We start from the raw sequence: 24138 nt of genomic DNA on the forward strand, positions 1-24138 counted from the left end.
CAGAACCCGGAGGCCCCATGACCGCCATCTCGGCCCGCTCTCAGCCCATCAGCATCGAGAACGTCACCAAATCCTACAGCGGCTTCAACGCGCTGTCCGATGTCAGCCTCGATATCGGCTCGGGTGAGTTCCTCACGCTCCTCGGGCCCTCCGGCTCGGGCAAGACCACGCTCCTGATGGTGCTTGCAGGCTTCACCCGCCCCACCGACGGTCGCGTCCTTGTCGGCGGCCAAGACATGACACGCGTCCCGCCGCACAAGCGCGATTTCGGCATGGTCTTCCAGAACTACGCGCTTTTCCCGCATATGAACGTGCAGGGCAATGTCGCCTATCCGCTTCGCCTGCGCGGCGTGTCGCGCGCGGAAACGGAAAGCCGGGTCGCCCGCGCGCTTGATCTCGTGCAGCTTGGGCATCTCGCCCATCGCGGGGTGGACGAACTGTCGGGCGGGCAGAAACAGCGGATCGCCCTTGCCCGGGCCATCGTGTTCGAGCCCCGCGTGCTGCTGATGGACGAACCCCTGTCGGCGCTGGACAAGAACCTGCGCGAACAGATGCAGATCGAGATCCGCGCCCTTCACGAATCCCTCGGCATCACCACCGTCTATGTCACCCATGACCAGCGCGAGGCGCTGACCATGTCTGACCGTATCGTGGTGATCGAGGCCGGCAGGATCTCGCAGATCGGCGCGCCCCGCGACATCTATGAACGCCCCGCCAATGCCTTCGTGGCCGACTTCATCGGCGAATCCAGCCTGCTTCCCGTCCAGGCAACGGGCACCGGCTACCGCTTTGCCGACAGCGTGCTGAAATCCGACGCGGCGCCCGGCGGCCAGTATCTTGTTGTCCGACCGGAGAAGATGGAGTTCCACCAGCCGGGAATGGAAGCCGACCACAACCTTTTCAACGGTCATGTGAAACAGGTGGTCTATCAGGGCGAAACCGTTCTGGCCCAGATCGTGCTGGAGGGCGGTGCAACCATCAGCCTGCGCCGCTCGACCCGCCGCGACATCATGGCCCGCCTGCCCGAACCCGGCGCGCCCATCACGCTTGCCCTGCACCGCGACGATACCGTCATCGTGCCGGAGCGCGGCGCATGAACGCCGAGGCTCTCCGTCGCGACGAACGCCGGGAAAGGATCTCCATTCTCGGTCTTTCGTTTCCCGCCCTCGCCGTGGTGACGCTGCTGGTGTTCATTCCCGTCGGCTGGCTGTTCTGGCTTTCGCTGATTGACGGTGGCGAACTCAGCCTGATCCACTATCGCCGCATTGCCGACGCGACCCATTTCCGCATCTTCTGGCTGACCTTCGAGATCTCGATCCTGGTCACCGCGCTCGCGCTCCTGCTCGGCTATCCGCTGGCCTATCTGATGAGCCAGCTCTCCCCCCGCTGGGCCGGTGTCTGCATGATCTTCGTGCTGATCCCGTTCTGGACCTCGCTTCTGGTGCGCACCTACGCCTGGCTTGTGCTGTTGCAACGCCGCGGTCTGATAAACCAGACGCTGATGGACCTCGGCATCATCTCGACCCCGCTGCGCCTTGTCCACAACTACACCGGCACGGTCATCGGCATGCTGCACATCATGCTGCCTTTCATGATCCTGCCGCTTTACGCCGCGCTGCGCTCGGTTGATGCCAATTACATGCGCGCCGCCGCCAACATGGGTGCATCCCCCGTCCGGGCCTTCTGGACGGTGTTCTTCCCACTGTCCATGCCGGGCGTGATCGCGGGAAGCCTGCTGGTCTTCATCCTGTCGCTGGGCTTCTATGTCACCCCTGCCCTTCTTGGTGGCGGAAGGGTGATGATGGTCTCGATGAAGATCCAGCAGAACGCCGGCCTCTATTTCGACTGGGGCGCGGCCTCGGCGCTTGGGGTAGTGCTTCTCGCCATCACCTTCGCCATCTTTGCCCTGCTTGGCCGTGTCATGCGGATCGAGCGTCTGTTCGGAGGTCGCTGATGCTGCTTCGCCCCGCTTCCGAAACCCAGATCACTCATCTCGGCCGGCTCTGGCTCTACATCCTGGCCGCCCTCGTGATGGCCTTCCTGATCCTGCCGGTCTTCATCGTGATCCCGATGTCCTTCTCCGACAGCCGGTTCCTGCGCTTTCCGCCCGAGGGTTTCTCGTTGCGCTGGTATGAAAGCTACCTCCGCTCGCCCGAATGGATGCGCGCCACCTGGGTGTCCTTCAAGGTCGCGCTGATGACCACGGCGCTCGCCACGCCCCTTGGCATCGCCGCGGCCTACGGGCTCCACGTCTCCAGGGTGCGCTTTGCGCGCCTGTTCACGCTGGCGCTGATCAGCCCGCTGGTGATTCCGATCATCATCCTGGGGGTGGGGATCTTCTACCTCTATGTCCAGCTCAACATGGTGAACACGATCACCGGGCTGGTGCTGGCCCATACCATTCTCGCCATGCCCTTCGTGGTGGTCACGGTGTCGTCGGGATTGCAGCAATACGACCTCAATCAGGAACGCGCGGCCCGCAGCATGGGCGCCAGCCGCTTCACCGCCTTCCGCACCGTGACGCTGCCCCAGATCCGCGGCTCCATCGTGGCGGGGGCGCTCTTTGCCTTCATCACGTCGCTGGACGAGGTGGTGATCGCGCTTTTCATCTCGGGCGGCGAAAACACCACCCTGACCCGGCGCATGTTCACCGGCCTTCGGGACGAGATCGACCCGACCATTGCGGCCATCTCCTCGCTCCTGATCCTGTTGTCGCTGGCCTTGCTGCTGATCCTCACCTTCACCAGCCGCAATACCCGCTGACAGGCCCGCCCGGGCGGGGCGCCCGCGTCGCCTGCCGCTGGCGCTAACCGCCGGTTGGCCGTGCGGTTTCATGCGCCGGGCGGGTTCTGTGCCACCAGACAGTGCCATGCCGGGCAGGACGGCGCCCGGTTCAGACCGACAGGCAGGCGTATTTCAGGTCCAGATAATCCTCGCATGTCACTGTCACGGATCCGGCGGCCTATGCCGGGTATCAGGCGCTTGCCCCTGCCGCCTTTGCCGCGCACGGGGCAAGGTTTCTGGCGCGCGGCGGTGCGGCAGAGGTTCTGGAAGGCCCCGAGCTGTCGCGCCATGTCGTGATAGAATTTCCCGGCCTCGCGGCCGCCAGGCCTGCTATGCCTCGGACGCCTATCAGCAGGCCAGGCGCGGCAGACTGGGCGCAGCCATCGCCCATGTGGTGATGGTCGAGGGCCTTTCAGAACCGCGCCCTTCTGACTGACGTTGACCCTGCGCCGGCCATCGGCCCCTCCGGGCCGCGAAGATCGCCGAACGACATCCAGACGCAGCCACGCCCCGAGTCTGGGGACATCCCGCCTTGCCCAAGGCAACCAAGGGGGTGATCGGCTTCCCCGGTCCGTTTGTTGCGCGCTTGCCGCCTGCTGATGCGCCGGGTGCGCCCCATCGGCACAGCGCGGGTCGCGCTCGCGATCTCGGCATCGTCAGGCGCATTGTCCAGCCGATACGGCCCCGCTGCATCGCGCTGTCGGCCTCTGCCTGCAGGAACCGATGTTTCGCCTTTCCTACGGCCCGATCAGGATCATCCCCGCGACAAAGCTGAGCGCGAACATCGGCAGTGACCAGAGATGGAACGCGCGCCAGAGCCCGGGCGCCCGCGCAAGGCGCAGCGCGATCAGATTGGCAAGCGATCCGATCGCCAGACCGAAGCCGCCGACGCTTACCCCCCAGGCGAGGGCACGCCAGTCCTCGGTGAACGGTGCAAGAAAGACCGCCGCCGGCACGTTCGACATTCCCTGCGACAGGCCTGCACCCACACCATAGCCCCCGCCGAGCGCCAGAGCCTTCGGCACCGCCGCGGCAATCGCCGGCAGTTGGCCCAGAAGCCCCAGGTTCACGAACATCAGGATGAAAACCAGCAACAGCGGCCAGTCCACCCAGCGCAGCACCGTCCGGAAGGCGATCAGGTAAAGCGCGATCACAGCCCCGGCAGCCGGCACCGCCAGACCAGCGTTCACGAGTAACAGGAACAGCGGATAGGCCACCAGCGACACGGCCATCAGCCGCGGCTGCAGGGCCTGCCCTGGCGCGAGCCGCGCAGCGACGATCGGGCGCGAGCCGAAGGCCAGCGGCACCAGCGCCAGCAGGATCGCCATCATGGCCGCGGCCAAAGGCAGCATCGCCAACAGGAACTCTCCGAACCCCACGCCCGAGAGCTGCCACAGGAACAGGTTCTGCGGATTGCCCACCGGCGACACGGCCGAACCGGCATTGACCGCCAGTGCCTGAAAGATCACCAGCCGCCCCGTCGGCAGCACCACCAGACGCGACAGCGCAAGCGTCAGCGGAACCGTGACGAAAAGGGCAACATCGTTGGTCACCACCGCCGAAAGCACCGCAGCGCCCAGCACCAGCGCGACCGCCAGCCTGCGTTCGCTGCGCAACCGCACGATAACGGCGCGGCCGGCACGCTCGATCAGGCCGCTTGTCTCCAGCCCCCGGCTGAGCACCAGCAACCCGGCAAGCGCGGCGATCGTCTTCCAGTCCACCAGCGCCGCAACTGCTGCGGGATCCGTCGGCACCTGCCACAGCATGACCGGAAACAGGGCAAGAAGAAGCCCGAGCAACCATTCGTCGCGCAGCCGGCGGGCCATGAGGATCAGGCGGGCAGACATCACGTCAACCGAAGCATCGCCCGGGGCACAGACGCGGCCAAAGGTGCGACATCGAATGGAATCATGCAGTTCAAGGCGGAGGTCATCCTTCACAGGCGCGCTGCACATTGCCACGCCCGCGCGGCGGGCAACAGGTGGGATCGCGTATTCCGGCGTGCCAGCCCGGCTGGCGCGCGCAAGGGGGATCGCCCTGAATTAACGCGCGCATGACCTGCAGCGGCACGCCATGCGCAGCCGTCCCCGGCGGCCTTCCGCTACATCCGACGCCGGGCGGGGTGGCAAGACAGCTTCAAACGGGTTCGGTGCCGCACCAGTCGGCAATGAAAAGCGCCATGGCCTTGGTGCAGTTGCGAAGCGATTCAAGGCTGACGTATTCGTCAAAGCCATGGATGTTGCGCGACACCGGGCCGTAGCACAGCGTCGGGATCTGGTTGTAAAGCGCATAGACCCGCGCATCGAGATAGGCCGGCGTGGTAAGGCTTTGCAGCGGCGCACCAAAGGCGGCCTCATGGGCGCGCGCCAGGGCATTTTCCGCATCCGAACCCGGTTCCAGGTAATAGCCTTCGGCATTGAAGCCGTTCTGCGTGACCTTGGGCGGATTCTGGGCAAGAAACCGGTCACCGCGCGCAAAGCCTGCGATGTGATCCTCGATCTCGCGCAGCTTGTCCTGCGCCTTCTGGCCGGGATAGATCGAGATCCGCACCTGAAAGCGGCACCATGCCGGAACCGACGACCCCCAGTCGCCCCCTTCGATGATGCCGACATTCATGTTGATCGGCTTCGGTTCATCCTCGAAGCCGCGATGCCGGCCTTTCTCGGCGTTCCACTTCGCCTCGATCTCGCGCAGGGCACCGATCACGCGATAGGCGGCGTCGATCGCATTCGCGCCCTCGCCCATTTCGCGCACATGGACGGGAATGCCGCGCACCTCGACCTCGAACCAGAGCACGCCTCCGCAGGCGCGGACCAACTTGTTGTCCTCGGGTTCGGGGATCAGGGCCGCGTCGGCGGTATAGCCGCGCAGAAAGGTCTGCATCGCGCCGTTGCCGGTGGATTCCTCTTCCACCACCGATTGCAGATAGACCGTTGCCGCAGGTTGCAGCCCGATCCGCTTCAGGGCCTCAAGCGCAAAGACATTGGCGCCGGCACCGGCCTTCATGTCGCCCGCGCCGCGGCCATACATCCGGTCGCCCACGATCGCGCCACCATAGGGATCCTGTTCCCACATGTCCTTGGGGCCGACAGGGACGACATCAAGATGATGCTGCAGGATCAGGGTGCGGCCCTTCTGTTCCCGGGGGTGGTGGATTCCCACGACGATGGGCGCACGGGAATGCTGGTCCGAGAAGGGCGCGCCGCCCTCATGCGCTGTCAGCTGCGCCTCATCCATGTCGAAACGGTCCATCTTGAAGCCGCGCGCGGCGAAATCCTCGTAGATGAAATCCTGGATCGCGAATTCCTCGCCCCGCTGAGAGGCGAAGGAAACGAGCTTGCGGGTATAGGCGATCTGTTCGTCGAACCCTTCGTCCACGGCACGCAGGATCGCGTCGCGCAGTTCAGCGGTCATGGTCGTCCCCCTGATCAAGCGTTGTTCTTCTTGCACTGGAAGCAGCAGAGCCTATTGATCTTTGTGTGTCAATAAATGATCTTTCTGTATCATTCAGTGATACCAAACGCATCCATGTCATCAGCCAAACCCGAGATTGAGCCGGTCCCCGACCCCGCAGGAATGCGCGGGGTGGCCCGTATCGCCGCGATTCTGCGTTGCTTTTCAATGACACGACCGATGCTGAGTCTGAGCGAGGTCGCCCGTGCAACCGGGCTCGACAAGAACACGGCGCGTCGGTTGTTGCTGGCGCTTTCGGTCTCGGGTCTCGTGCGGCGCGACGAATCCGACGGGACCTGGGGCCTTGATACCGGCGTGCTCAAGCTGCAGCCGGCGGTGCTTGGTCCGCGCGATCTGCGCGAGACGGCCGCGCCCTTCCTTCAGGGCCTCACCGAACGCACGCGGATGACCAGCTTCTTCTGGATTGCCGACCCCGAGGGCGCGCTCTGCATCGAACGCGTCCGCGCCAACGGGGTGTTTCTTGATGTGCCGTGGTCGATGCCAGGAACCGTGGTGCCGCTGAACATGGCCGGCGGTCCGCGCGTCATCCTCGCCTACATGTCGGACCAGGCGCGCGCCGACTGGCTTGCCCGGCCGCAACCGCATCATACCCAATTCACCGAAACTGACCCCGAGGCGCTGATACAATCGGCCGCGCGGATCAGGGCGCAGGGATATGAACTGGCCGCGGATGACTATTACGTCGGCATGACGGGGCTGGGCGTTCCCATTCTGGACCGCAGCGGCGCCTTCGTCGGGGCGATCTCGGTCACCTCGGGATCTGGCGCCTTCACCGAACCCGGGCGCGCGGCTGCAGTGCTTGCCGCCGCGCGCGAAACGGCGGCGGCAATCGGCATACGCCTGGGGTTCGACGCCGGAGTGTCTGCCGGCTATGCAGGTTGAACGCACCAGGCCGGGCATTTTCAGCCGCCCCTCCGACTGTGCCCATCTTTCCGAGGAGGGCGCCCCTGGCACCTGTCAACCGTCTGGAAGCGGCGCCGGGTGGGGCCCCTGCCCTCTTGTCGGGAGGTCACGGCGCCGTCTCTGCGATGCTCTGCTGCCTGACGGCACGCGCAACGCATCGTCCTGGACGCCGAACGTTCCCGCGCCGCTGGCGGGGATGCGCGGTTCTGCCGTGGCTGTGGCCTGCATGCCCCGTGACGGGGCGGGAAACGTGCGGCACTGGCGCCGATGAACGGGCGCCTTTCTCGGCAGGCACCGCTGCGGGGGGTCGTCTTGCCCTTGGGCGCACCCACTCCCGGGCGCGGCTAAAAACCCCCACAAGACCATGATTTTCCGCCAAAATTCCTGGTTCTTGCCAATTGGCAATTCTTCAGATCGGATTGGCCTCGGCATATTTGCGGAAAAACGCGAGATAGGCCTTGTCCGGATCGGTTGCGGCGGGTTTGGCGGCGGCCCAGGCGCGCCATTCCGCCTCGACAAAGTAGATGTCGTAGCCGGGGTGGCGCATCCGCGCTGTCTCATAGGTTTCGGTCCGCAGCGCAGCGCCGCGCCCGTCGAGCCATGCCGGGCGCGCGGGCACCGCGGTCGGGGCGGCCTGCGCCCGCTCCTCGGCCCGGACCTTGCGCCCGACCTTGGAAAACTGCAACGCCCGTCCCGCGGCGCCCGCGGCCTCATCATCCTTGCGCCACCAGCGCAGTTCCACATGGGTCACGCTGCGCCCGGTCTTGATCGGGTCGATCGCCACCATGAAATCCGACAGCGCGTTGACCTCGGCCACGGCCGGATCGATCGCGCGCAGCTTGAGGTTCGACCACGAGGTCAGCTTGCCGCGCGGCACCCCCAGAACACCCCGCAGCGCGTCGAGCGAGAACTTCTCGGAGGAGCGCCAGCGCAGGTTGCCGCGCTTCTGCACCATTTCATACAGCGTCAGCGCGTATTTCGACGAAAGCGCGAACATCACCTCGCGCTGCAAGCGCGCAAAGACGGTGGAATTGCCGATGATCCGCCGCAGCCGCGCGGGGATCTCGTATTCGACCAGCCCGTCGGCGCGGTTCGCCTCGATGTTGCCGCCCAGCAGCTGCACCCGTTCCACCGCGGGCTCTCCGTCCCAGATCACGGCGACCTTGACGATGGCGGACATGAGCCGCTCAAGGCTTTCGCCCACCCGGTCGTTGGAATTATGCGACCCCCGCAGCGCCGATTTCGCGATGATATGGCTGACCGGCTTGTCGATCGCATCCCAGGCGTTTTCCAGAAGCTGGTTGTAGATCCGCCGGTCGCTGAGCGAAAGCGGCGTCACCTCGATCAGATCCACAAGCTCGCCGGGCTTGATCATGCTTTCGCTGTTCGGCCGGATATCGACCGTGCGATAGGATTTCTCTGCCATGACCTTACCCCGCTTTTCTTACTTTTGTAGCGCAAGGCGGGTAAGATTTCAATCTTTCCGTCGCCCGCTGTCCCGCCGCGACGGGGCAGCCAGGGGGTATCCACCCGAAAAGTAATTCTTGGATGAATCAACCGTGCGCCGGTGATTCGCAACACCCTTAGGATAAAGGGGAAAATCAGGGCTCCAAGGCCCGCCCCACGCCACACCCGATCTGTAAGTTCAGCCCCCTGCCCCATCCGTAAGCGCAGCCCTTCCGATTCGTAACGCCACCCGTCCCGCAAAGTAGGCCAAACCGCCCGATCCGTAAGGTTTCGCGGAAATCTGTCTTTCTTATCAACGGGATCTCACTCCTGAACCTTAGAATCCCGAAGAGTCTGAATCAGGAAGTTCCTTTTATCCACAGTTTGGATGATCCTGTGGCAACCTCGGTTCGAAACCTTACCGATTGGGCGGGTTGAGGCGTCGCCGGCGCCCCCAACTCCGGGAATTGGCGCCCCCTGCCCCCAACTTCCGGTTATTTCGCCTGTCTTGCCGGAATTCCGAACTTTACGCCGGGGCCGGTTTGCCGCATCCTTGGCGCGACCCGATCAGAGAGGCCCCATGACGCCCGTTCTTCCCCCCGTCTCGTTGGAAGAGCTTGCCCAGCTCACCCGACGCGCCAGCACCGTCATCGACCGCTTGCGAGAGCGCGTCTTTGCCCCCGGCACCCAGAAACGGCTCGACCTGCGCTTCAACGTCCGCACGGCCTCGGAAATGGTCGGGCGCACCGAAAAGGCCATCCGCGACGCCGAGGCCGATGGCCGCCTGCCCGAGCCCGACAAGGACGCGGAAACCCAGCGCCGCACCGGCTACACCCTCGCGCAGATCAACCGGATGCGCGAGGTGTTTGGCACCCTGCCCCATCGCGCGCCGGACGATCCGCCGCTGGTGCTCGCGGTCCAGAACTTCAAGGGCGGTGTGGGAAAATCCACTGTTGTCAGCCACTTGGCCCAGTATTTCGCGCTGCGGGGCTATCGGGTCTGCGTGATCGATTGCGACAGCCAGGCCTCGACCACCGCGATTTTCGGCATGAACCCGGATGTGGATGTCGATGAGGATGAAGATACGCTCTACCCGTTCCTGCGCCATGGCGGGCCGAAATCGCTCCATTACGCGCTGCGGGCGACCTATTGGCCGGGGATCGCGCTGATCCCGGCCAATCTGGGGCTCTATGACGCCGAATACGAATTCGCGGCGCGCATGGCGCGGGAACCGACCTTCATCCTCGACCGGCTCCGCGATGGGGTGGAAAGCATCGCCGACCAGTTCGACGTGATCCTGCTCGACCCGCCGCCGGCGCTTGGGATGATCTCGCTTTCGGTGCTGCGGGCGGCCAATGCGCTGTTGATTCCGGCGCCGCCGAACAATGTCGATTTCGCCTCCACCGCGCATTTCCTCAAGATGATGGAGGCGACGCTGACCGAGCTTGCGCAACATGGGGGTGCGCGCAGCTACAGCTTTGTTAAGGTTCTTGCGACAAAGATGAACGATCAGAAATCGGCGCATCTGGCGATCAAGCGAATGATGGACGCGGTCTTTCCGCAGGACATGCTTCAGGCGACGCTCAAGGACAGCGCCGAGATCGACAATGCAACCGCGAACCTGTGCACGGTCTATGAACTCACCGGTCCGGCCACGCGCACCGACACGCATCGCCGCTGCCGCGCCTATCTGGACGCCGTGGGCCGCGAGGTGGAGCTTTTGGCGCGCAAGACCTGGCCGAGCCATCACCGCGCGCTTCGCAAGGAGGGACTGCTATGAGCAAACGTCACGACGCGCTTTTCGAGGATGTGCTGAAGGACTTCTCGGCCACCGAACCCGCGCCCGAGGATCGCGGCGGGGCGCGGTTTCTCAAACGCTCCTCGACGCTCGCCGATACGGGCGAGCGGGAGGAAAAGGTGCTCCGCTGGGTGGATCCGGCGCACTGCGTCATGTGGGCCGGGCACAACCGCGCCTATGACCTGCTGACGGCGGAAAACTGCGGCGACCTGATCGCCTCGATCAAGGCGCAGGGGCAGCAGGAATTTCCGGCGATCGTGCGCCGGCTGACCGGAAGCCAAACCGGGGCAGGGGCCGAGTATGAGGTGATCTGCGGTGCCCGGCGTCATTTCGCGATCAGCTGGCTGCGCGCGAACAACTATCCGCAGTTCCGCTATCTGATCGAGGTGCGCGACCTGACCGACGAAGAGGCGTTCCGCCTTGCCGATCTGGAAAACCGCGACCGCGAGGATATTTCGGATTTCGAGCGTGCCCGCGATTATGCGCTGGCGCTCGAGTCCTATTACGGCGGGCGGCAGAAGGCGATGGCCGAGCGGCTGGAGGTGTCCGAGGGCTGGCTGTCACGCTACCTTCAGCTTGCCCGGCTGCCCGAGGAGATCATCGCCGCCTATCCCGATATCCGCGAGATCCGGGAGCTTCACGCCCGCACGCTGCGCCCCTATCTGGGCGACCCGCAGCAGCGCGCGCAACTGATCGAGGCCGCGGGGGAACTGGCCGCGGAACAGCGCGCGGCGCGCGAAGGGCAGGGGGCTCCGGTGCCCGCCGCCAAGGTTCTGGCACGGCTGAAGGCCGCCGCCGCCGGCCCGCGCAAGGCCCGCCCGCCCGAGCGCCTGTTCCGCCGCGTGCCCGAGGAAAGCGGCGTCGCGATGCGCCGCAAGAACGGCCGCGTGACGCTGGAATTCAGTGAGAACCTGTCGGACGCGGCACTTGAGGTCGCGTTCCGCCTGTTCCTCGAGCATCGGCGGGAGGCCCGGAAGTGAGAAATTGCCAATTGGCAAGAACCCGGAAAAATGACGCTAAAACAGTTATTTGACCGATAATTCAGAAGGGCCCGCCCCGTGCCGGGGGCGGGCCTTTTTCGCGGATCAGGGGGGCAGACGGGGCAGGGGGGCAGACGTGCCTGTTCGCGGATGTCAGGGATCGCGCCTCGTCTCCCTCGTTGATATGGCGCCCAGGTTGAACTGAGCGACACAACCGCCTCCGCCTGCTGCCGCCCGAGGCCATGCACATGATCCGCGGCACCCGGGGTGCCGCATGCGGCGCCCGGCTGTGCGACGCGGCGCTGCGGGCCTCGATGTCTTCGCGATGGAGCCGATCCAGCCGTCGAACCCGCTTCTGGGGCTCGACCGGGTGGTGCTGACGCCGCATGTCGCAGCGGTTTCGGCCGATGGTTTTGCGCCATCGGTGGAGCGCATGATCGCCAACCTGCGCGCGATCCATGACGGTCACGCGCCGCGCGACATCGACATTCTGGTCTGAGCGGCCTGTCTGAAGGGGCGGGCCGAGCGGCCTGTCCGGCGGGTCCGGATGGCCTCAGAGGCTTGGGGGCCGGCGCCAAACGGGGCGGATCGCGGCGCAGGGCCCCGCTTGCGACGCGGCGCCCCTTGCGAATGGATGCGCCCGGGGGGCGGCGCTCGGGGGGCGGTGCCTCAGGGCAGCGAGGGCCGCGGACCTTGGGCCGGCTCCAGCCCCAGTTCCCGGGCAAGGCCCGGCGCGACGCGGCGCGTCGTCTCGATGAAGTCGAGCACGATGGCCGAGGTCTCGCCCGCCGGCCAGGCCACCACAAGCTCGATCGAGCGGGGCAGTTCGGGCACCGGCCGGAACGCGATATAGGGGGATCGGATATTGGTGATCCAGGCCGGCATCACCGCCACCCCCAGCCCCGAGGCGACATGCGCCGCGACCGAGGTGGTATGGGTGCATTCCTGCACGATCCGCGTATGCAGCCCCGCGCGGCGGAATTCGGCGTTCAGCGTCACGGCATAGCTTGCCCCCAGGATCGGCGCATAACCGATCAGCGGTTCCTGCGCGAGATCCTGCAGCGTCACCTCGGCCTTGGCCGTCAGCGGGTGGTTGCGCGGCATGGCGGCGACGAAACCCTCGCGCATCAGCGTCTCGATCTGCATATGCGCGGCGCGTTCGGTGGGGCGGATGAAGGCGATGTTGATATCGCCCGCCTCAAGCACGCGCAGCTGTTCCGAGGTGCCGAGATGGATGATGTCGACGATCACCGCCGGCCACTTTTCGCGAAACGCCGCAAGAATGGGCGGAATGACATGGGTCATCGCCATATTGACCCCGGCGACGGTGATCCGGCCTGTCGTCTCGCCGGCCATCGCGCGGGTATGGGCAACCGCCCGGTCCATCCCGTCAAGCAGGCTGCGCGCGTGCCGGAGCAGGGTATTTCCCGCCGCCGTCAGCCGGGTCCGGCGCGTCGTGCGGTGAAAGAGCGTGACGCCAAGCCGTTCTTCCATCGCCCTTATCTGCTGGCTGAGCGGGGCCTGCGCGATGCCGAGCCGCTCGGCCGCACGGCCGAAGTGAAGCTCGTCGGCAAGGCAGACGAAATAGCGAAGCTGGCGCAGGTCGATTCCCGTATTCATATCGGAAACGTATCAAACCATTCATCATTAGGGAATTGATCGCGACAGATCGCCGTGTTTCGTTTCTGTGACTCTCCGACAACTTCCGTCCCGGATGCGAGGTATATGGCACGTTTCTGGCTGATAAAATTCCTGCGCACGGCGATCACGCTCTGGTTCGTGGTGACATTCGCCTTTGTCGTGCTGCGCACATCGGGCGATCCGGTGGTGGCACTGCTGGGGGCGGATGCGCGGCCCGACGAGGTCGAATATTTCCGCCAGCTCTGGGGCCTCGACCGGTCGCTGTTCAGCCAGTACATCAGCTATGTGGGCCAGATGGCCACGGGCCAGTTCGGCAATTCGCTGCGCGACAGCCGCCCGGTGATGACGATCATCCTGGAACGGCTGCCCGCGACGGTGGAACTGGGGCTGATGGCCTTTGCCATCGCGGCGGTGATCGGTATCCCCGCCGGGATCGTGGCGGCCCTGCGGCGCGGGCGGCTGGCGGACCGGATCATCATGATCTTCGCGGTCTTCGGCTTTGCGCTGCCGAACTTCTTTCTGGGCATCCTCCTGATCCTGCTTTTCTCGCTGTACCTGCAGGTGCTGCCATCCTCGGGCACCGGCACGATCTGGCACCTGATCATGCCGGCGGTGACGCTGGCGACCTTTACCGCCGGGACGCTGGCGCGGTTCACGCGATCCGCGATGCTCGAGGTGCTGGAACGGCCCTATATGCGGGCCGCCGCGGCGCGGGGCGTGCCCTTCTGGAAACGGGTGGTGTTCCATGCCCTGCCGAACGCGGCCATTCCCATCGTCACGGTGATCGGGCTGAACCTCGGGCAGCTGGTGGCGGGGGCGATCGTGGTCGAATCCGTCTTTGGCTGGCCGGGGATCGGGCGACTGCTGGTCGTGGCCGTGTCGCAGCGCGATCTGGCGGTGGTGCAGGGGCTGGTGCTGGTGATCGCGGTGACGATGGTGCTGGCGAACCTGATCGTCGATCTTCTTTACGGGCTTCTCGACCCGCGCATCCGGGAGGGGGCGAAATGAGCCGGCCGAACGTCATCACCCTCCTGGCCGGGGGCATCGTCGCGGCGGCGGTCGGCGTGGCGCTGGTGGGCAATGTCTTTACCCCCCATGCCGTCACCGATCAGGCGCTGTTGGCGCGCCTGCAACCCCCCGCCTTTCTGGGCGGCAATCCGGACTTCCCGCTGGGCACCGACCGGATCGGCCGCGACATGGTCGCCCGGCTGGTCGCGGGGTTGCAGATGTCGCTGTCGGTCGCGCTGGCGGGCACGCTGATCGGCGCGGTCTTTGGCACCTTTGTCGGGTTTATCGCCGCCCATTTCCGCGGGCTGGTCGAGGAAGTGCTGATGATGGTCGTGGATTTCCAGGCCTCGCTGCCCTTCATCCTGATCGCGCTGACGCTCCTGGCGTTCTTTGGCAATTCGATGGTGCTGTTCGTCATCCTGATGGGGATGTTCGGCTGGGAAACCTATGCGCGGCTGGCGCGGGGCGTGGTGCTGTCGGCCCGGTCGCAGCCCTATGCCCGCGCGGTCGAGGCGCTGGGGGCGGGGCCGGGGCGGCTCTATTTCCGGCACATCCTGCCCAATGTCGCCTCGGCGCTGATCGTGCAGGTCACGCTGACATTCCCGCAGATCATCCTGCTGGAAACCTCGCTGTCGTTCCTGGGTCTGGGCATCCAGCCGCCGAACACGAGCCTTGGGCAGATCCTGGGTGACGGGCGCGACTACCTGTCCACCGCCTGGTGGATTTCCGTCTGGCCGGGGGTCGTCATCTTCCTTGTCACCCTGTCGATGTCGCTTCTGGGCGATGCGCTCCGCGACCGGCTGGACCCGATGCTGAAAACAAGAACCACATGAACCCAACCGGAGGTACGCCGATGATCAGCAGACGCAACTTTGGGAAATATACGCTGGGGGCCGGGGCGGCATCGCTCTGGCTGCCGAAATCGCTGGCCTTCGCACAGGACGGCACGCGGCCGACGCTGACCATCGCGGTCGACAACCTCTGGGCGAACATCAACACGATCAACGGGATCTCGACCACCACGCGGCGGTTCTTTCCGAACATCTATTCGCATCTGGTCGAGCGTGACTACATCGCCGACGAACAGGGCCTTGACCTGCGCCCCGGCCTGGCCACCGACTGGACGCAGGACGGCAATGTCTGGACGCTCCGCCTGCGCGAAGGGGTCAAGTTCCACAACGGCGAGACGATGACGGCCGAGGACGTGGCCTTTACCCTTGGCCCGGAACGGCTGTGGGGCGAGAACCCGTTCGAGCCGCGCGGCCGCACCTTTACGGCCGGTTTCACCCGGGTCGAGGCCATCGACGACCTGACGGTCGAGATCGAGACCGAGCGCGAGGACCCCTATATCCCCGGCAAGCTGACCGGCTATATCGGCTTCGTCGTGCCCAAGGCCGCCTATCTCGACATGGGCGTCGATGCCTTCGGTCAGGCGCCCATCGGCACCGGCCCCTATCGCGTGACGCTCTTCCGGTCGGGCGAGGTGCTGGAGATGGAGGCCTTCGACGACTACTGGGAAGGCCCGCCGCCCGCGCAAAAGCTGATCTGGCGCATCGTGCCGGAATTCGCGGGCCGCATGGCGGGGCTCGTTTCGGGCGAGTTCGACTTCATCGCCAACATCCCCACGGACCAGGAGGCGCAGCTTGACAGCTATGACAATGTGACGGTGGCGCGCGCGCTGGCGGGGAACTATCCGGCCATCGCCTTCAACACCCGCCCCGACCCCGAGGACAACCCGCTGGTCGATGTGAACCTGCGCAAGGCGATGGTGCAGGCGATCGACATGGACGCCATCGTGCAGGCGCTGTTCGGCGACACGACCTTCCATCCGCCGGTTCCGTTCAACTTTCCCGAATACGGCGATTTCTATGACCCCGACATGGAAAACCCGCTGCCCTATGACCCCGAGGCGGCGCGGGCGCTGGTGGAACAGTCGGGCTATGACGGGCAGGTGCTGCGCTGGCACATCACCCGGTCGTTCTACCCGAACTATGAGGCCGCGGCCGAGATCATGGTCGAGCAGTGGCGCCAGGTCGGCGTCAATGTGCAGGCCGTGATCCTCGACAATTTCGAGCTGGTCTATACCCGCCCCTATCACATGATGAACATGTCCATGTCGTCGGACTTCATCCCCGGCGACCCCTATCAGCCGCTCTGGCTCGACTGGGGCCCGACATCGAGCCGCGCCACCGCCCATTGGAAGACCTGGGACCCGACGCCGGAATACCTGGCCGCCGGCGAGGAATTCGAACAGGCGATCACCTTCGAGGATCGCAAGGCCGCCTATCTGCGCCTGTCGCAGGCCTGGCAGGACGTGACGCCGGGCTATTACATGTGGAAAAGCGTCTATAACTGGGGGCACCGGTCGGATATCGAGTTCATCGCGCGGCCCGACGGCGAGATGCGGATGTTCGGCGACTACATGGCGTTGCCCGCGTGACGGCAGTTGCGAAACATGCGCTGAAGGACATGACGGTCGCGGAGTTCCGCGACCGTCTGGCCGACGAGCCGGTGATCCTGTTGCCCATGGGCAGCCATGAGGAACAGGGCCCCCACGCCCCCATGGGTGACTATCTGCTGGCCGAGGAAATCGCGCTCCGCGCCGCCGCGGCGTCGGGGGCCATCGCGGCGCCCTGCCTGCCCTTCGGCTATGCCGAGTTCTTTCGCGGCTTTCCGGGCGGCATCCAGTTGCGTGCCACGACCTTCCGCGCCGTGGTCGAGGATATGGTCACCGCCTTTCTGGATCATGACATCCGCCGCATCCTGATCCTGAACGGCCATTCCACCAATGCCGCGCTGATCGACGAGGTGCTGCGCGACATCCGCCGCCGGACGGGGGTGATCGTGGGGTCGGTCGATCTGTGGCGCGCGATCCCCGATGCCCTCTGGGCGCAGGTCCATGGGCCGGAGGCGGGGCGGGCGCGCGGGCATGGCGGCGATCCCGTCACATCCGTGTCGATGTATCTGCGGCCCGATGCGATGCGCCCCGACCTGATGCAGGCGGCCCGCCCCGCGCAGGCGATGGGGCTGCCCGCGACCGTCTCGGGTGTGCGGTTCGAGGGCGCGGCCCTGAACCTGCCGCTCGATGCGCAGGAGCTTTTTCCCGACGGGATGCTGGGGGGCGATCCGGCGCTGGCATCAGTCGAGACGGGGCGGCGGATCGTCGAACATCTCACGGGCCATTGCGCGCGCCTTGTCGCCCATCTGCGCGGGCAGGACCCGCGCGACCCGCGGGTTGGCCCCCTGGCCGCGGGGGCCGCGACATGACCGCGCCGCTGATCGACATCCGGAACCTTTCCGTGCCGCTGCCCGCCGGCGCCGACCGCCCCTTTGCGGTCGAGGATCTGTCGCTGAGCATCGGCCAGGGCGAGATCCTCTGCGTGGTGGGCGAGACCGGATCGGGCAAGTCGCTGACGGCGCTTTCGGTGATGGGGCTCTTGCCGTCGAACCTGCCGCGCGCATCGGGCGAGATCGGGTTCGAGGGGCGCGACCTCTTGCGCCTTTCGCCCGCGGAACGGTTGCGGCTGTCGGGGCGCAGGCTCGCCATGGTGTTTCAGGAACCCTCGGCCGCGCTGAACCCGATCTATCGGGTGGGCACGCAGGTGGCCGAGGTGTTCCGCCTGCACACCGATCTTTCGCGCGCCGAGATCCGCGCGCGCGTGATCGAGCTTTTCCGAGAGGTGCGCCTGCCCGAGCCCGAGGCGATCCTGCGCGCCTATCCGCACCAGCTTTCGGGCGGGCAATGCCAGCGGGTGATGATCGCGACCGCGCTCGCGCTCGACCCGGCGCTGCTGATCGCGGATGAACCGACAACCGCGCTCGACGTGACGACGCAGGCGCGCATTCTCGAGCTGATGCTCGACCTGCGCCAGCGGCACGGAACCGGCATCCTGTTCATCACCCATGACTTCGGCGTGGTCGCGGAAATCGCCGACCGGGTCGCGGTGATGCGCCATGGCCGTCTGGTCGAGATCGGGACGCGGGACGAGATCCTTCTGAACCCGCAGGCCGAGTATACGAAAAAGCTGATCGCGGCCGTTCCGCGCCTGCAACCGAAACCGCCCGCGAAAGGCCTGGGCAAGACCGTGCTCAGCGCGCTGGGTCTGGGCAAGACCTATCGCAGCCGCAGCATGATCGGCACGGGGCGCGAGGTTCAGGCGCTCCGGGGTGTCGATATCTCGCTTGCCCGGGGGGAGACGCTGGGCCTTGTGGGTGAAAGCGGGTCGGGCAAATCGACCCTTGCGCAATGCGTCATCCGTCTGGTCGAACCCGACCGGGGCGAGGTGGTGATCGACGGCGGGCAGTTTTCGGGCCTTTCGGGGCGGGCGCTGCGGGCCGCGCGGCGCAAGGTCCAGATCGTGTTTCAGGACCCTTATACCGCGCTCGACCCGCGCCAGACGGTGGGCGACGCCATCGCCGAGGGGCCGGTGATCCACGGGCTTTCACGCGACAAGGCGCAGGCCCGGGCGCGCGACCTTCTGGCGGCGGTGGGGCTTGACCCTTCTACTGCGCCCCGGTTCCCGCATGAATTTTCGGGCGGCCAGCGGCAGCGGATCTGCATCGCCCGGGCGCTGGCGGTGGAGCCGGACCTGCTGATCGCGGATGAAAGCGTCTCGGCGCTGGATGTGTCGGTGCAGGCGCAGATCCTCGACCTGCTGGCCCGGATGCAGCGCGAATTGCAATTCGGCCTTCTGTTCATCACCCATGACTTGCGCGTGGCCTCGCGCATCTGCGACCGGATCGCGGTGATGCAGCGCGGCGAGATCGTGGAACAGGGGCCCTCGGCCGAGCTCTTTGCCCGGCCGCAGAACGACTATACCCGCGAATTGCTTGCCGCCGTCCCGGGGCGCAACTGGCAGGACGCGGACAGCGAAGGAGCATCTGCATGAAGAAATACCAGATCGGCGCGGTGCCCCCGCAGGTGGACGCGGGCCTGCGGCAGGGCTTTGCCGAGGTCGAGATCGCCACGATCGGTCATTTCCGCCATCGCGGTTTCGTCGATCGCCGCCTGCGCCCCATTGCCCCCGTTTCGGGCGTTCTGACCGGCACGGCGGTGACGGTCGCGATTCCGGGCACGGATTCGACCCTGCTGCATCATGCGATGTCGGTGGTGCGGCCCGGCGACGTTGTGGTGATCGACCGGCTGGGCGACCGGCGCCATGCCTGTCTTGGGGGCGGGGTGGCCTTTGCCGCCAAGGTGGCGGGGGCGGTCGCCGTGGTGCTCGACGGTCCCTGCACCGACCCCGACGAGATCATCGAGGTCGGCCTGCCGGTCTATTGCAGCGGGGTGTCGGCCATCACAACGCGGCTCAATGACCTGGGCGGCGCGCTGAACCTGCCCGTGTCCTGCGGCAATGTCCCGGTCATGCCCGGCGATCTGGTGGTGATGGATGCCTGCGGCGTCCTGATCCTGCCCCCGTCCGAGGCGCCCGAGGTGCTGGAAGAGGCCCGCATCCGTCAGGCGCGCGCGGGCCGCAACCGGGGCCGGATCGAGGCGGGCGAAAAGCTGGGCGACCTGTCGGGCGCAACACGGCTGGTCGCGGCGGCGCTGGAAGGCTGAGGGGCGCGCCCCCCCCCCACCCCATCTCAGCCCCGTTCGGCCAGGCGGCGTTCGGTGCGGGCCATCAGCCGTTCCAGTTCCGCCACATCGGTTGTGGTCAGGCGCGGACCGGGCGCGCGGGTGGCCGCAGAGGCAATCGCACCGCGCCGCATCAGGATATGCTTGCGCAGCGCAAGGCCCCAGCCCGGCTGCTGTTCGTGGCGCAGGATCGGAAGATAGGCGTCAAAGAGATCCTCGGCCGCGTCGGTCCGGCCCGCGTGATGCAGCGCGACGGTCTGGACCAGCGCCTCGGGATAGGCAAAGCCGGTCATCGCCCCGTCCGCGCCCCGCGCCAGTTCCTGCGGCAGGTAAAGCCCGCCATTGCCGCACAGGATCGACAGCCGCGGAACCGAGGCCGCGCTCTCCTGCGCGCGCAGGGCGGTGATCTTGGTCAGGCCCGGCCAGTCCTCATGCTTGAGCATCACCATCTGCGGCAGGTCGTTCGACAGCCGCCGGATCAGCGCGGGCGAGACGGGAACGCCGGTCGTCAGCGGAAAGTCCTGAAAGACCAGCGGCACATCGGCCCCCAGCGCGGCTGCCACGGCATGGAAATACCCCTCGACCCGGTCTTCGCGGGCCGGGCCGCGCGACGGCGCGACCATCAGCCCCGCCGCGCCCCGGTCCATCGCATGGCGGCCCAGATCGGTCAGGTTGCCGATCCCCGCGTCCGAGACTCCCACCACCACCGGCAGCGCGCCCGCGCGCGACATCACCCGGTCGATCACCGCGCGCCGTTCCTCGGGCGTCAGCTTGTCGGCCTCGCCCATCATGCCGAGGATGGTGAGGCCGGTGACCCCCGTTTCCGCATAGAAATCGACCAGCCGGTCGAGGCTGTCCAGGTCGAGCGCGCCATCCTCGGCAAAGGGGGTGGCGGCGATGATGTAGACGCCGCGGGTCGTCCGGTCGATCAACTGGGTCATGGGCTGTCCTTCGGGGCCGCTGGGGCGTTGGTGGAAAAGGGGTCAGGCGAAAGGCGCGACGGCGATGCCGTTTTCGGTCACGAGAATGCGCGTGGCCCGGGCCATCCGGATCGCGCGGCGCATCGCCACCGGATCGGCGGCGTGAGAGCCGCAGGGGATGTTCGCGGCGCTGAGCCGATCGAACATCGCCCACCGCAAGGGCGCCAGAGCTTTCGCCCATGTCGCAGGTCAGGTCGATCCTTCGGGTCATCGCCTTCCTCATCCGGGCGCTTTGCGGCCATTTCCGTGCCTGATTCTTGTGTCGCTGTTGAGCCGGGCGGGATGTTTTTCGGGCCGCTCGCGCCGTTTCGGCTTGACGCGCAGGCCCGTCCCGCCGAATTAGGGAATACAGCTGGTATACCGAAACATCAAGTCTCACATTGTCCCCGATTCACGCGCGCCTCTCCCTGAACAGGAAGGATCCATGCCGGCTCCACCCCGCATCCTGCCCCCGGGCGATCAGGCGCCCAGCCTTCGGATCGGCGCCGACCTGCCGCGCCTTGCCCAGACGGCGACCGGCGCCATGATCCGGTGTGCCGCCGTGACGCAATCCGAGGCCGAGGAGATCTGGATCGCCCATGCGCGCGCGCTGCGGGCCCGGCTTTCCGGCCTGCGCCCCCGGCCCGAGGGGGGCCTGAGTTCCGCATGGCTTTTGTCCTGCGATCTGATGGGCGGGATCTGGCCGCCAGAGGAGGTCGTGTGGTGACTTCCCGTGACCGCCCCAGAGGGCTGGCGCAGGCCGCCCATGCCCGGATCATCGCCATGATCCTCGACGGCGATCTGCAACCGGGCGACGCGCTGCAAGAGGCCCGGCTGGGCGCGGTGCTGGGCATGTCCCGCACGCCCGTGCGCGAGGCGATCAAGCGGATCGAGAGCGAGGGGCTCGCGCGTCAACAGGGCCGGTTCCTGCGGGTGCGCCTGCCCGACCCCGCCGAGATCGACGAGATCTTCTGGCTGCGCCGGCTGATCGAGCCCCCTGCGGCCGCCGCCGCCGTGGCGCTGCCGCGTGACCGGATCGACGCGATGGAGGTCCGGGTGCGGGCCTTGATCGACGGCGCGGGGGCCGAGGATCTGTGGCGCGCCGATGACGAATTCCACGCGATGATCGCGGGCGCCAGCGGCAACCGGGCGGCGGTGCAGCTGCTGGCCGACCTGCGCCGGCGGACCTGCATGTTCGACACGAGCCAGATCCCCGAACGGCATCAGGCGGGCTGTCGCGAACATCTGGACATCCTGTCGGCGCTGCGGGCCAATGACGGGGCGGCGGCGCGCGACGCCATGGCGCGCCATCTCGACCACGCGCGCGACGCGATCCTGCGGCGGCTTGCCGGCGGCCGGGTGCCGGCACCGCAATCTCCACCGGCCGGCCCGCAAGACCCCCCGAACGACCTACCGCAAGACAAGCCGAAAGATACACAGCCATGAAATGCCTCATCGTCCAGCCGATCCATGACCGCGGGCGCGCCATGCTGCGCGCGGCGGGGGTGGAGCCGGTGCCTTGCCCCACACCCGACATGGACACGGTCGCGCGGCTGATCCCCGGTTGCGCGGCGGTCATCACGCGCGATGCGGGTCTTTCGGCGCAAGCGATTGCGGCGAGCGATGCGCTGCGCGTCGTCGTTGTGCATGGTACCGGCCATGACGCCGTGGACAAGGTGGCGGCCAGCGCGCGCGGCGTGATGGTCTGCAACACGCCGGGGGCCAATGCGCGGTCCGTCGCGGAACTGGCGCTGGGGCTGATCGTTGCCGCCGCGCGCGGCGTGGCGGGGGCCGACCGGGCCGAACGCGCGGGCCAGCCGGGTTTTCGCGAAAGCGCGCGTTTCGCCGAGCTTTCGGGCAAGACCGCGCTGATCGTGGGCTGGGGCGCCATCGGGCGCGATCTGGGGCGGATGCTGGATGCCGCGCTCGGGATGCGGGTGCTGGTCCATTCGCCGAACGCGCCCGACACCGGCGGCTTTGCCCGCACCGCCTCGCTGGAAGAGGGGCTGGCGCAGGCGGATGTCGTCTCGCTCCATACGCCGATGCGGCCGGGCAACCGTCACATGATGAACGACGCGCGGTTTTCGCTGATGAAGCCGGGCGCGGTGCTTGTGAACCTTGCGCGGGCGGGGTTGGTGGATGAGGACGCGCTGGCCCGCGCGCTCGGGTCCGGGCGGTTGGCGGGGGCGGGGCTCGACGTCTATTCGCCGGGCGCGCCGCTGGGGCCGCTGGCCGCGCAGAACGTGATCTTCACCCCCCATCTGGGCGCCACGACCGAAGAGGCGCTGATCCGCGTCGCCGAAGGGGCGGCGGGCCATGTGCTGACCGCGCTGGCGGGGGGCGTGCCGGAAACGGCGCTCAACCTCGCCGATCTGCGGGGGCAGCACCCATGACCGAAACGCTGGCCCAGCGGGCCTATGCCCGGATCAGGCAGGACCTGCTGGAGGGGTTCATCGCCCCCGACACGGTACTGAGCGAACGCGCCCTTGCCGCCCGGTCGGGGATTTCGCGCACGCCGCTCCGGTCCGCGCTGTCACGGCTGGAACGCGAGGGGGTGATCGCGCGGCTGGAAAACGGCGCGATCCTGGTGCGCAGCGTTTCGTTCGAGCATCTGCTGGAAATCGTGCAACTGCGCCAGGCGCTGGAAAGTGCGGCCGCCGGACGGGCGGCGCAGGCGGGCATGACCCCGGAGCTTGCCGCGATCCGCGACGTCATGGCCGAATATGCGGAAGGACGGTCGACCGCCTTTGACGAATTCTGGGCCGAGGACGACCGTTTCCACGATGCCGTCGCCCGCACCGCCGGCCTGCGGCTTTTGCCCGGGATCCTCACCGAACAGCGCGCCACCGCCCGACGCTGCACCATCACCCGCACCCATGACCGTTTCGCCGATCAGGCGCGCGAACATATCGCCGTGATCGACGCGATCGCCCGGGGCGACGCCGCCGCCGCCGGGGCCGCGATGGCGCTGCATTTCGACAATGTGCGCGCGCGCTTTCTGGGCTGGCTTGGCCGCTGACCTTCCATTCGCAATCAAGGAGAGAGACCGCGATGAAATCCCTGTTCCACCTTGCCATCCATGTGACGGACCTTGACGAGACCCGTGCCTTTTACGGCGATGTGCTGGGCTGCGCCGAGGGGCGATCGACCGACACATGGGTCGATTTCGACTTTTTCGGGCATCAGCTGTCCTTCCATCTGGGCAAGCCGTTCGAAACGACGCGCACCGGCAAGGTGGGCGATCACATGGTGATGATGCCGCATATGGGCGCGGTGCTGCGGCTTGATGACTGGCTCGCGCTGGCGGAGCGGCTGGCGGAAAAGGGCGTCACATTCGACATCCCGCCCGTCGTCCGGTTCGAGGGCGAGCCGGGCGAGCAGCGCACGATGTTCTTCTTCGACCCCTCGGGCAACCCGATCGAGATCAAGGGCTTCCGCGACTGGGACGGCCTTTTCGCGAAATAGGCGTCACGGGGCGGGCGCGGCCCCCCCGTGTCGCGGGGGACAGCCGCGCGGCCGCCGCCGTGTCGCAGATCACCGTCGCATCCGGATGCAGCCGCAGCGTGG

24 protein-coding genes and 1 pseudogene are annotated in these 24138 nt (G+C 66.8%); 19 read left to right on the forward strand and 6 right to left on the reverse strand.

Going from position 1 to position 24138, the window contains the following annotated elements:
* Positions 1-17 precede the first annotated feature (17 nt).
* The 4 genes and pseudogenes from ACFQXB_RS15145 to ACFQXB_RS15160 form a co-directional block, all read left to right on the forward strand.
* Entirely contained in the window at positions 18-1097 is a 1080-nt protein-coding gene (locus tag ACFQXB_RS15145; RefSeq protein ID WP_377405527.1) for an ABC transporter ATP-binding protein, read from the forward strand.
* Entirely contained in the window at positions 1094-1954 is an 861-nt protein-coding gene (locus ACFQXB_RS15150; protein WP_377405529.1) for an ABC transporter permease, read from the forward strand. Before ACFQXB_RS15145 ends, ACFQXB_RS15150 begins: the two co-directional genes overlap by 4 nt.
* Positions 1954-2763: an ABC transporter permease gene (locus ACFQXB_RS15155; protein WP_377405531.1), complete on the forward strand. Its 810-nt coding sequence runs from the start codon at positions 1954-1956 to the stop codon at positions 2761-2763. Before ACFQXB_RS15150 ends, ACFQXB_RS15155 begins: the two co-directional genes overlap by 1 nt.
* A gap of 233 nt (positions 2764-2996) precedes the next feature.
* Positions 2997-3182, forward strand: a pseudogene (locus ACFQXB_RS15160) (DUF1330 domain-containing protein); the annotation flags it as partial.
* 339 nt (positions 3183-3521) lie between these two features.
* Here the strand turns inward: ACFQXB_RS15160 and ACFQXB_RS15165 are convergent.
* On the reverse strand, positions 3522-4631 hold the full coding sequence (locus ACFQXB_RS15165) for an SLC13 family permease (protein ID WP_377405533.1): 1110 nt from the start codon (positions 4629-4631) through the stop codon (positions 3522-3524).
* A gap of 289 nt (positions 4632-4920) precedes the next feature.
* On the reverse strand, positions 4921-6198 hold the full coding sequence (locus tag ACFQXB_RS15170) for an ArgE/DapE family deacylase (protein ID WP_377405535.1): 1278 nt from the start codon (positions 6196-6198) through the stop codon (positions 4921-4923).
* Between the two features lie 162 nt (positions 6199-6360).
* On the opposite strand from ACFQXB_RS15170, the gene ACFQXB_RS15175 reads away from it, so the two are divergent.
* The gene (locus ACFQXB_RS15175; protein WP_377405706.1) at positions 6361-7140 is read left to right on the forward strand and encodes an IclR family transcriptional regulator; all 780 of its coding nucleotides are present in this window, start codon (positions 6361-6363) and stop codon (positions 7138-7140) included.
* 430 nt (positions 7141-7570) lie between these two features.
* Here the strand turns inward: ACFQXB_RS15175 and ACFQXB_RS15180 are convergent, their stop codons facing one another.
* The gene (locus ACFQXB_RS15180; RefSeq protein ID WP_377405537.1) at positions 7571-8587 is read right to left on the reverse strand and encodes a replication initiation protein; all 1017 of its coding nucleotides are present in this window, start codon (positions 8585-8587) and stop codon (positions 7571-7573) included.
* A gap of 600 nt (positions 8588-9187) precedes the next feature.
* Between ACFQXB_RS15180 and ACFQXB_RS15185 the strand changes: the two genes are divergently transcribed.
* From ACFQXB_RS15185 to ACFQXB_RS15195, 3 genes are all read left to right on the forward strand, one after another.
* Complete coding sequence (locus ACFQXB_RS15185) at positions 9188-10387, forward strand: AAA family ATPase (RefSeq protein ID WP_377405539.1); 1200 nt, start codon at positions 9188-9190, stop codon at positions 10385-10387.
* Entirely contained in the window at positions 10384-11385 is a 1002-nt protein-coding gene (locus ACFQXB_RS15190) for a ParB/RepB/Spo0J family partition protein (RefSeq protein ID WP_377405541.1), read from the forward strand. The genes ACFQXB_RS15185 and ACFQXB_RS15190 overlap by 4 nt, the downstream gene beginning before the upstream one ends.
* A 274-nt stretch (positions 11386-11659) precedes the next feature.
* Positions 11660-11884: an NAD(P)-dependent oxidoreductase gene (locus ACFQXB_RS15195; protein WP_377405543.1), complete on the forward strand. Its 225-nt coding sequence runs from the start codon at positions 11660-11662 to the stop codon at positions 11882-11884.
* A gap of 170 nt (positions 11885-12054) precedes the next feature.
* On the opposite strand, the gene ACFQXB_RS15200 is transcribed toward ACFQXB_RS15195, so the two are convergent.
* Positions 12055-13005: a LysR substrate-binding domain-containing protein gene (locus ACFQXB_RS15200; protein WP_377405545.1), complete on the reverse strand. Its 951-nt coding sequence runs from the start codon at positions 13003-13005 to the stop codon at positions 12055-12057.
* A gap of 105 nt (positions 13006-13110) precedes the next feature.
* On the opposite strand from ACFQXB_RS15200, the gene ACFQXB_RS15205 reads away from it, so the two are divergent.
* From ACFQXB_RS15205 to ACFQXB_RS15230, 6 genes are read left to right on the forward strand one after another with little or no spacing between them, the layout of a single operon-like run.
* Positions 13111-14034: an ABC transporter permease gene (locus tag ACFQXB_RS15205; RefSeq protein WP_377405547.1), complete on the forward strand. Its 924-nt coding sequence runs from the start codon at positions 13111-13113 to the stop codon at positions 14032-14034.
* A complete protein-coding gene (locus ACFQXB_RS15210) occupies positions 14031-14867 on the forward strand; it encodes an ABC transporter permease (RefSeq protein ID WP_377405549.1) in 837 nt (278 codons plus the stop codon). The genes ACFQXB_RS15205 and ACFQXB_RS15210 overlap by 4 nt, the downstream gene beginning before the upstream one ends.
* A 20-nt stretch (positions 14868-14887) precedes the next feature.
* A complete protein-coding gene (locus ACFQXB_RS15215; RefSeq protein ID WP_377405551.1) occupies positions 14888-16474 on the forward strand; it encodes an ABC transporter substrate-binding protein in 1587 nt (528 codons plus the stop codon).
* Complete coding sequence (locus ACFQXB_RS15220; protein ID WP_377405553.1) at positions 16471-17301, forward strand: creatininase family protein; 831 nt, start codon at positions 16471-16473, stop codon at positions 17299-17301. The genes ACFQXB_RS15215 and ACFQXB_RS15220 overlap by 4 nt, the downstream gene beginning before the upstream one ends.
* A complete protein-coding gene (locus ACFQXB_RS15225; RefSeq protein ID WP_377405555.1) occupies positions 17298-18923 on the forward strand; it encodes an ABC transporter ATP-binding protein in 1626 nt (541 codons plus the stop codon). The genes ACFQXB_RS15220 and ACFQXB_RS15225 overlap by 4 nt, the downstream gene beginning before the upstream one ends.
* Positions 18920-19594 (forward strand): RraA family protein, encoded by a 675-nt coding sequence (locus ACFQXB_RS15230; protein ID WP_377405557.1) that lies wholly within the window; start codon positions 18920-18922, stop codon positions 19592-19594. Before ACFQXB_RS15225 ends, ACFQXB_RS15230 begins: the two co-directional genes overlap by 4 nt.
* 26 nt (positions 19595-19620) lie before the next feature.
* Here the strand turns inward: ACFQXB_RS15230 and ACFQXB_RS15235 are convergent, their stop codons facing one another.
* Both ACFQXB_RS15235 and ACFQXB_RS15240 read right to left on the reverse strand, forming a co-directional pair.
* The gene (locus ACFQXB_RS15235) at positions 19621-20553 is read right to left on the reverse strand and encodes a dihydrodipicolinate synthase family protein (protein WP_377405559.1); all 933 of its coding nucleotides are present in this window, start codon (positions 20551-20553) and stop codon (positions 19621-19623) included.
* 42 nt (positions 20554-20595) lie between these two features.
* Positions 20596-20739: a LamB/YcsF family protein gene (locus ACFQXB_RS15240; protein WP_377405561.1), complete on the reverse strand. Its 144-nt coding sequence runs from the start codon at positions 20737-20739 to the stop codon at positions 20596-20598.
* A 277-nt stretch (positions 20740-21016) separates the two neighbouring features.
* On the opposite strand from ACFQXB_RS15240, the gene ACFQXB_RS15245 reads away from it, so the two are divergent.
* Genes ACFQXB_RS15245 through ACFQXB_RS15265 form a run of 5 tightly spaced genes read left to right on the forward strand, consistent with a single transcriptional unit; the run spans position 21017 to position 24036 of the window.
* Entirely contained in the window at positions 21017-21298 is a 282-nt protein-coding gene (locus ACFQXB_RS15245) for a hypothetical protein (RefSeq protein WP_377405563.1), read from the forward strand.
* Positions 21295-22017, forward strand: coding sequence for a GntR family transcriptional regulator (locus ACFQXB_RS15250; protein ID WP_377405565.1), 723 nt, complete (start codon positions 21295-21297; stop codon positions 22015-22017). The genes ACFQXB_RS15245 and ACFQXB_RS15250 overlap by 4 nt, the downstream gene beginning before the upstream one ends.
* A complete protein-coding gene (locus tag ACFQXB_RS15255) occupies positions 22014-22964 on the forward strand; it encodes an NAD(P)-dependent oxidoreductase (RefSeq protein ID WP_377405567.1) in 951 nt (316 codons plus the stop codon). Before ACFQXB_RS15250 ends, ACFQXB_RS15255 begins: the two co-directional genes overlap by 4 nt.
* Positions 22961-23590 carry a GntR family transcriptional regulator gene (locus ACFQXB_RS15260; RefSeq protein WP_377405569.1) on the forward strand — a complete coding sequence of 210 codons (630 nt, stop codon included), beginning with the start codon at positions 22961-22963 and terminating at the stop codon, positions 23588-23590. The genes ACFQXB_RS15255 and ACFQXB_RS15260 overlap by 4 nt, the downstream gene beginning before the upstream one ends.
* Positions 23591-23622: 32 nt before the next feature.
* Positions 23623-24036 carry a VOC family protein gene (locus ACFQXB_RS15265; protein ID WP_377405570.1) on the forward strand — a complete coding sequence of 138 codons (414 nt, stop codon included), beginning with the start codon at positions 23623-23625 and terminating at the stop codon, positions 24034-24036.
* Positions 24037-24138: the final 102 nt, after the last annotated feature.

The organism is Halodurantibacterium daqingense, assembly GCF_042666235.1.
Lineage (GTDB): Bacteria > Pseudomonadota > Alphaproteobacteria > Rhodobacterales > Rhodobacteraceae > Halodurantibacterium > Halodurantibacterium daqingensis.

Coding starts and splice junctions, on each gene's coding strand:
- ACFQXB_RS15145 (WP_377405527.1), top strand. CDS start 18: ATGACCGCCATCTCGGCCCGCTCTCAGCCCATCAGCATCGAGAACGTC.
- ACFQXB_RS15150 (WP_377405529.1), top strand. CDS start 1,094: ATGAACGCCGAGGCTCTCCGTCGCGACGAACGCCGGGAAAGGATCTCC.
- ACFQXB_RS15155 (WP_377405531.1), top strand. CDS start 1,954: ATGCTGCTTCGCCCCGCTTCCGAAACCCAGATCACTCATCTCGGCCGG.
- ACFQXB_RS15165 (WP_377405533.1), bottom strand. CDS start 4,631: ATGTCTGCCCGCCTGATCCTCATGGCCCGCCGGCTGCGCGACGAATGG.
- ACFQXB_RS15170 (WP_377405535.1), bottom strand. CDS start 6,198: ATGACCGCTGAACTGCGCGACGCGATCCTGCGTGCCGTGGACGAAGGG.
- ACFQXB_RS15175 (WP_377405706.1), top strand. CDS start 6,361: ATGCGCGGGGTGGCCCGTATCGCCGCGATTCTGCGTTGCTTTTCAATG.
- ACFQXB_RS15180 (WP_377405537.1), bottom strand. CDS start 8,587: ATGGCAGAGAAATCCTATCGCACGGTCGATATCCGGCCGAACAGCGAA.
- ACFQXB_RS15185 (WP_377405539.1), top strand. CDS start 9,188: ATGACGCCCGTTCTTCCCCCCGTCTCGTTGGAAGAGCTTGCCCAGCTC.
- ACFQXB_RS15190 (WP_377405541.1), top strand. CDS start 10,384: ATGAGCAAACGTCACGACGCGCTTTTCGAGGATGTGCTGAAGGACTTC.
- ACFQXB_RS15195 (WP_377405543.1), top strand. CDS start 11,660: ATGCGGCGCCCGGCTGTGCGACGCGGCGCTGCGGGCCTCGATGTCTTC.
- ACFQXB_RS15200 (WP_377405545.1), bottom strand. CDS start 13,005: ATGAATACGGGAATCGACCTGCGCCAGCTTCGCTATTTCGTCTGCCTT.
- ACFQXB_RS15205 (WP_377405547.1), top strand. CDS start 13,111: ATGGCACGTTTCTGGCTGATAAAATTCCTGCGCACGGCGATCACGCTC.
- ACFQXB_RS15210 (WP_377405549.1), top strand. CDS start 14,031: ATGAGCCGGCCGAACGTCATCACCCTCCTGGCCGGGGGCATCGTCGCG.
- ACFQXB_RS15215 (WP_377405551.1), top strand. CDS start 14,888: ATGATCAGCAGACGCAACTTTGGGAAATATACGCTGGGGGCCGGGGCG.
- ACFQXB_RS15225 (WP_377405555.1), top strand. CDS start 17,298: ATGACCGCGCCGCTGATCGACATCCGGAACCTTTCCGTGCCGCTGCCC.
- ACFQXB_RS15230 (WP_377405557.1), top strand. CDS start 18,920: ATGAAGAAATACCAGATCGGCGCGGTGCCCCCGCAGGTGGACGCGGGC.
- ACFQXB_RS15235 (WP_377405559.1), bottom strand. CDS start 20,553: ATGACCCAGTTGATCGACCGGACGACCCGCGGCGTCTACATCATCGCC.
- ACFQXB_RS15240 (WP_377405561.1), bottom strand. CDS start 20,739: ATGTTCGATCGGCTCAGCGCCGCGAACATCCCCTGCGGCTCTCACGCC.
- ACFQXB_RS15245 (WP_377405563.1), top strand. CDS start 21,017: ATGCCGGCTCCACCCCGCATCCTGCCCCCGGGCGATCAGGCGCCCAGC.
- ACFQXB_RS15255 (WP_377405567.1), top strand. CDS start 22,014: ATGAAATGCCTCATCGTCCAGCCGATCCATGACCGCGGGCGCGCCATG.
- ACFQXB_RS15260 (WP_377405569.1), top strand. CDS start 22,961: ATGACCGAAACGCTGGCCCAGCGGGCCTATGCCCGGATCAGGCAGGAC.
- ACFQXB_RS15265 (WP_377405570.1), top strand. CDS start 23,623: ATGAAATCCCTGTTCCACCTTGCCATCCATGTGACGGACCTTGACGAG.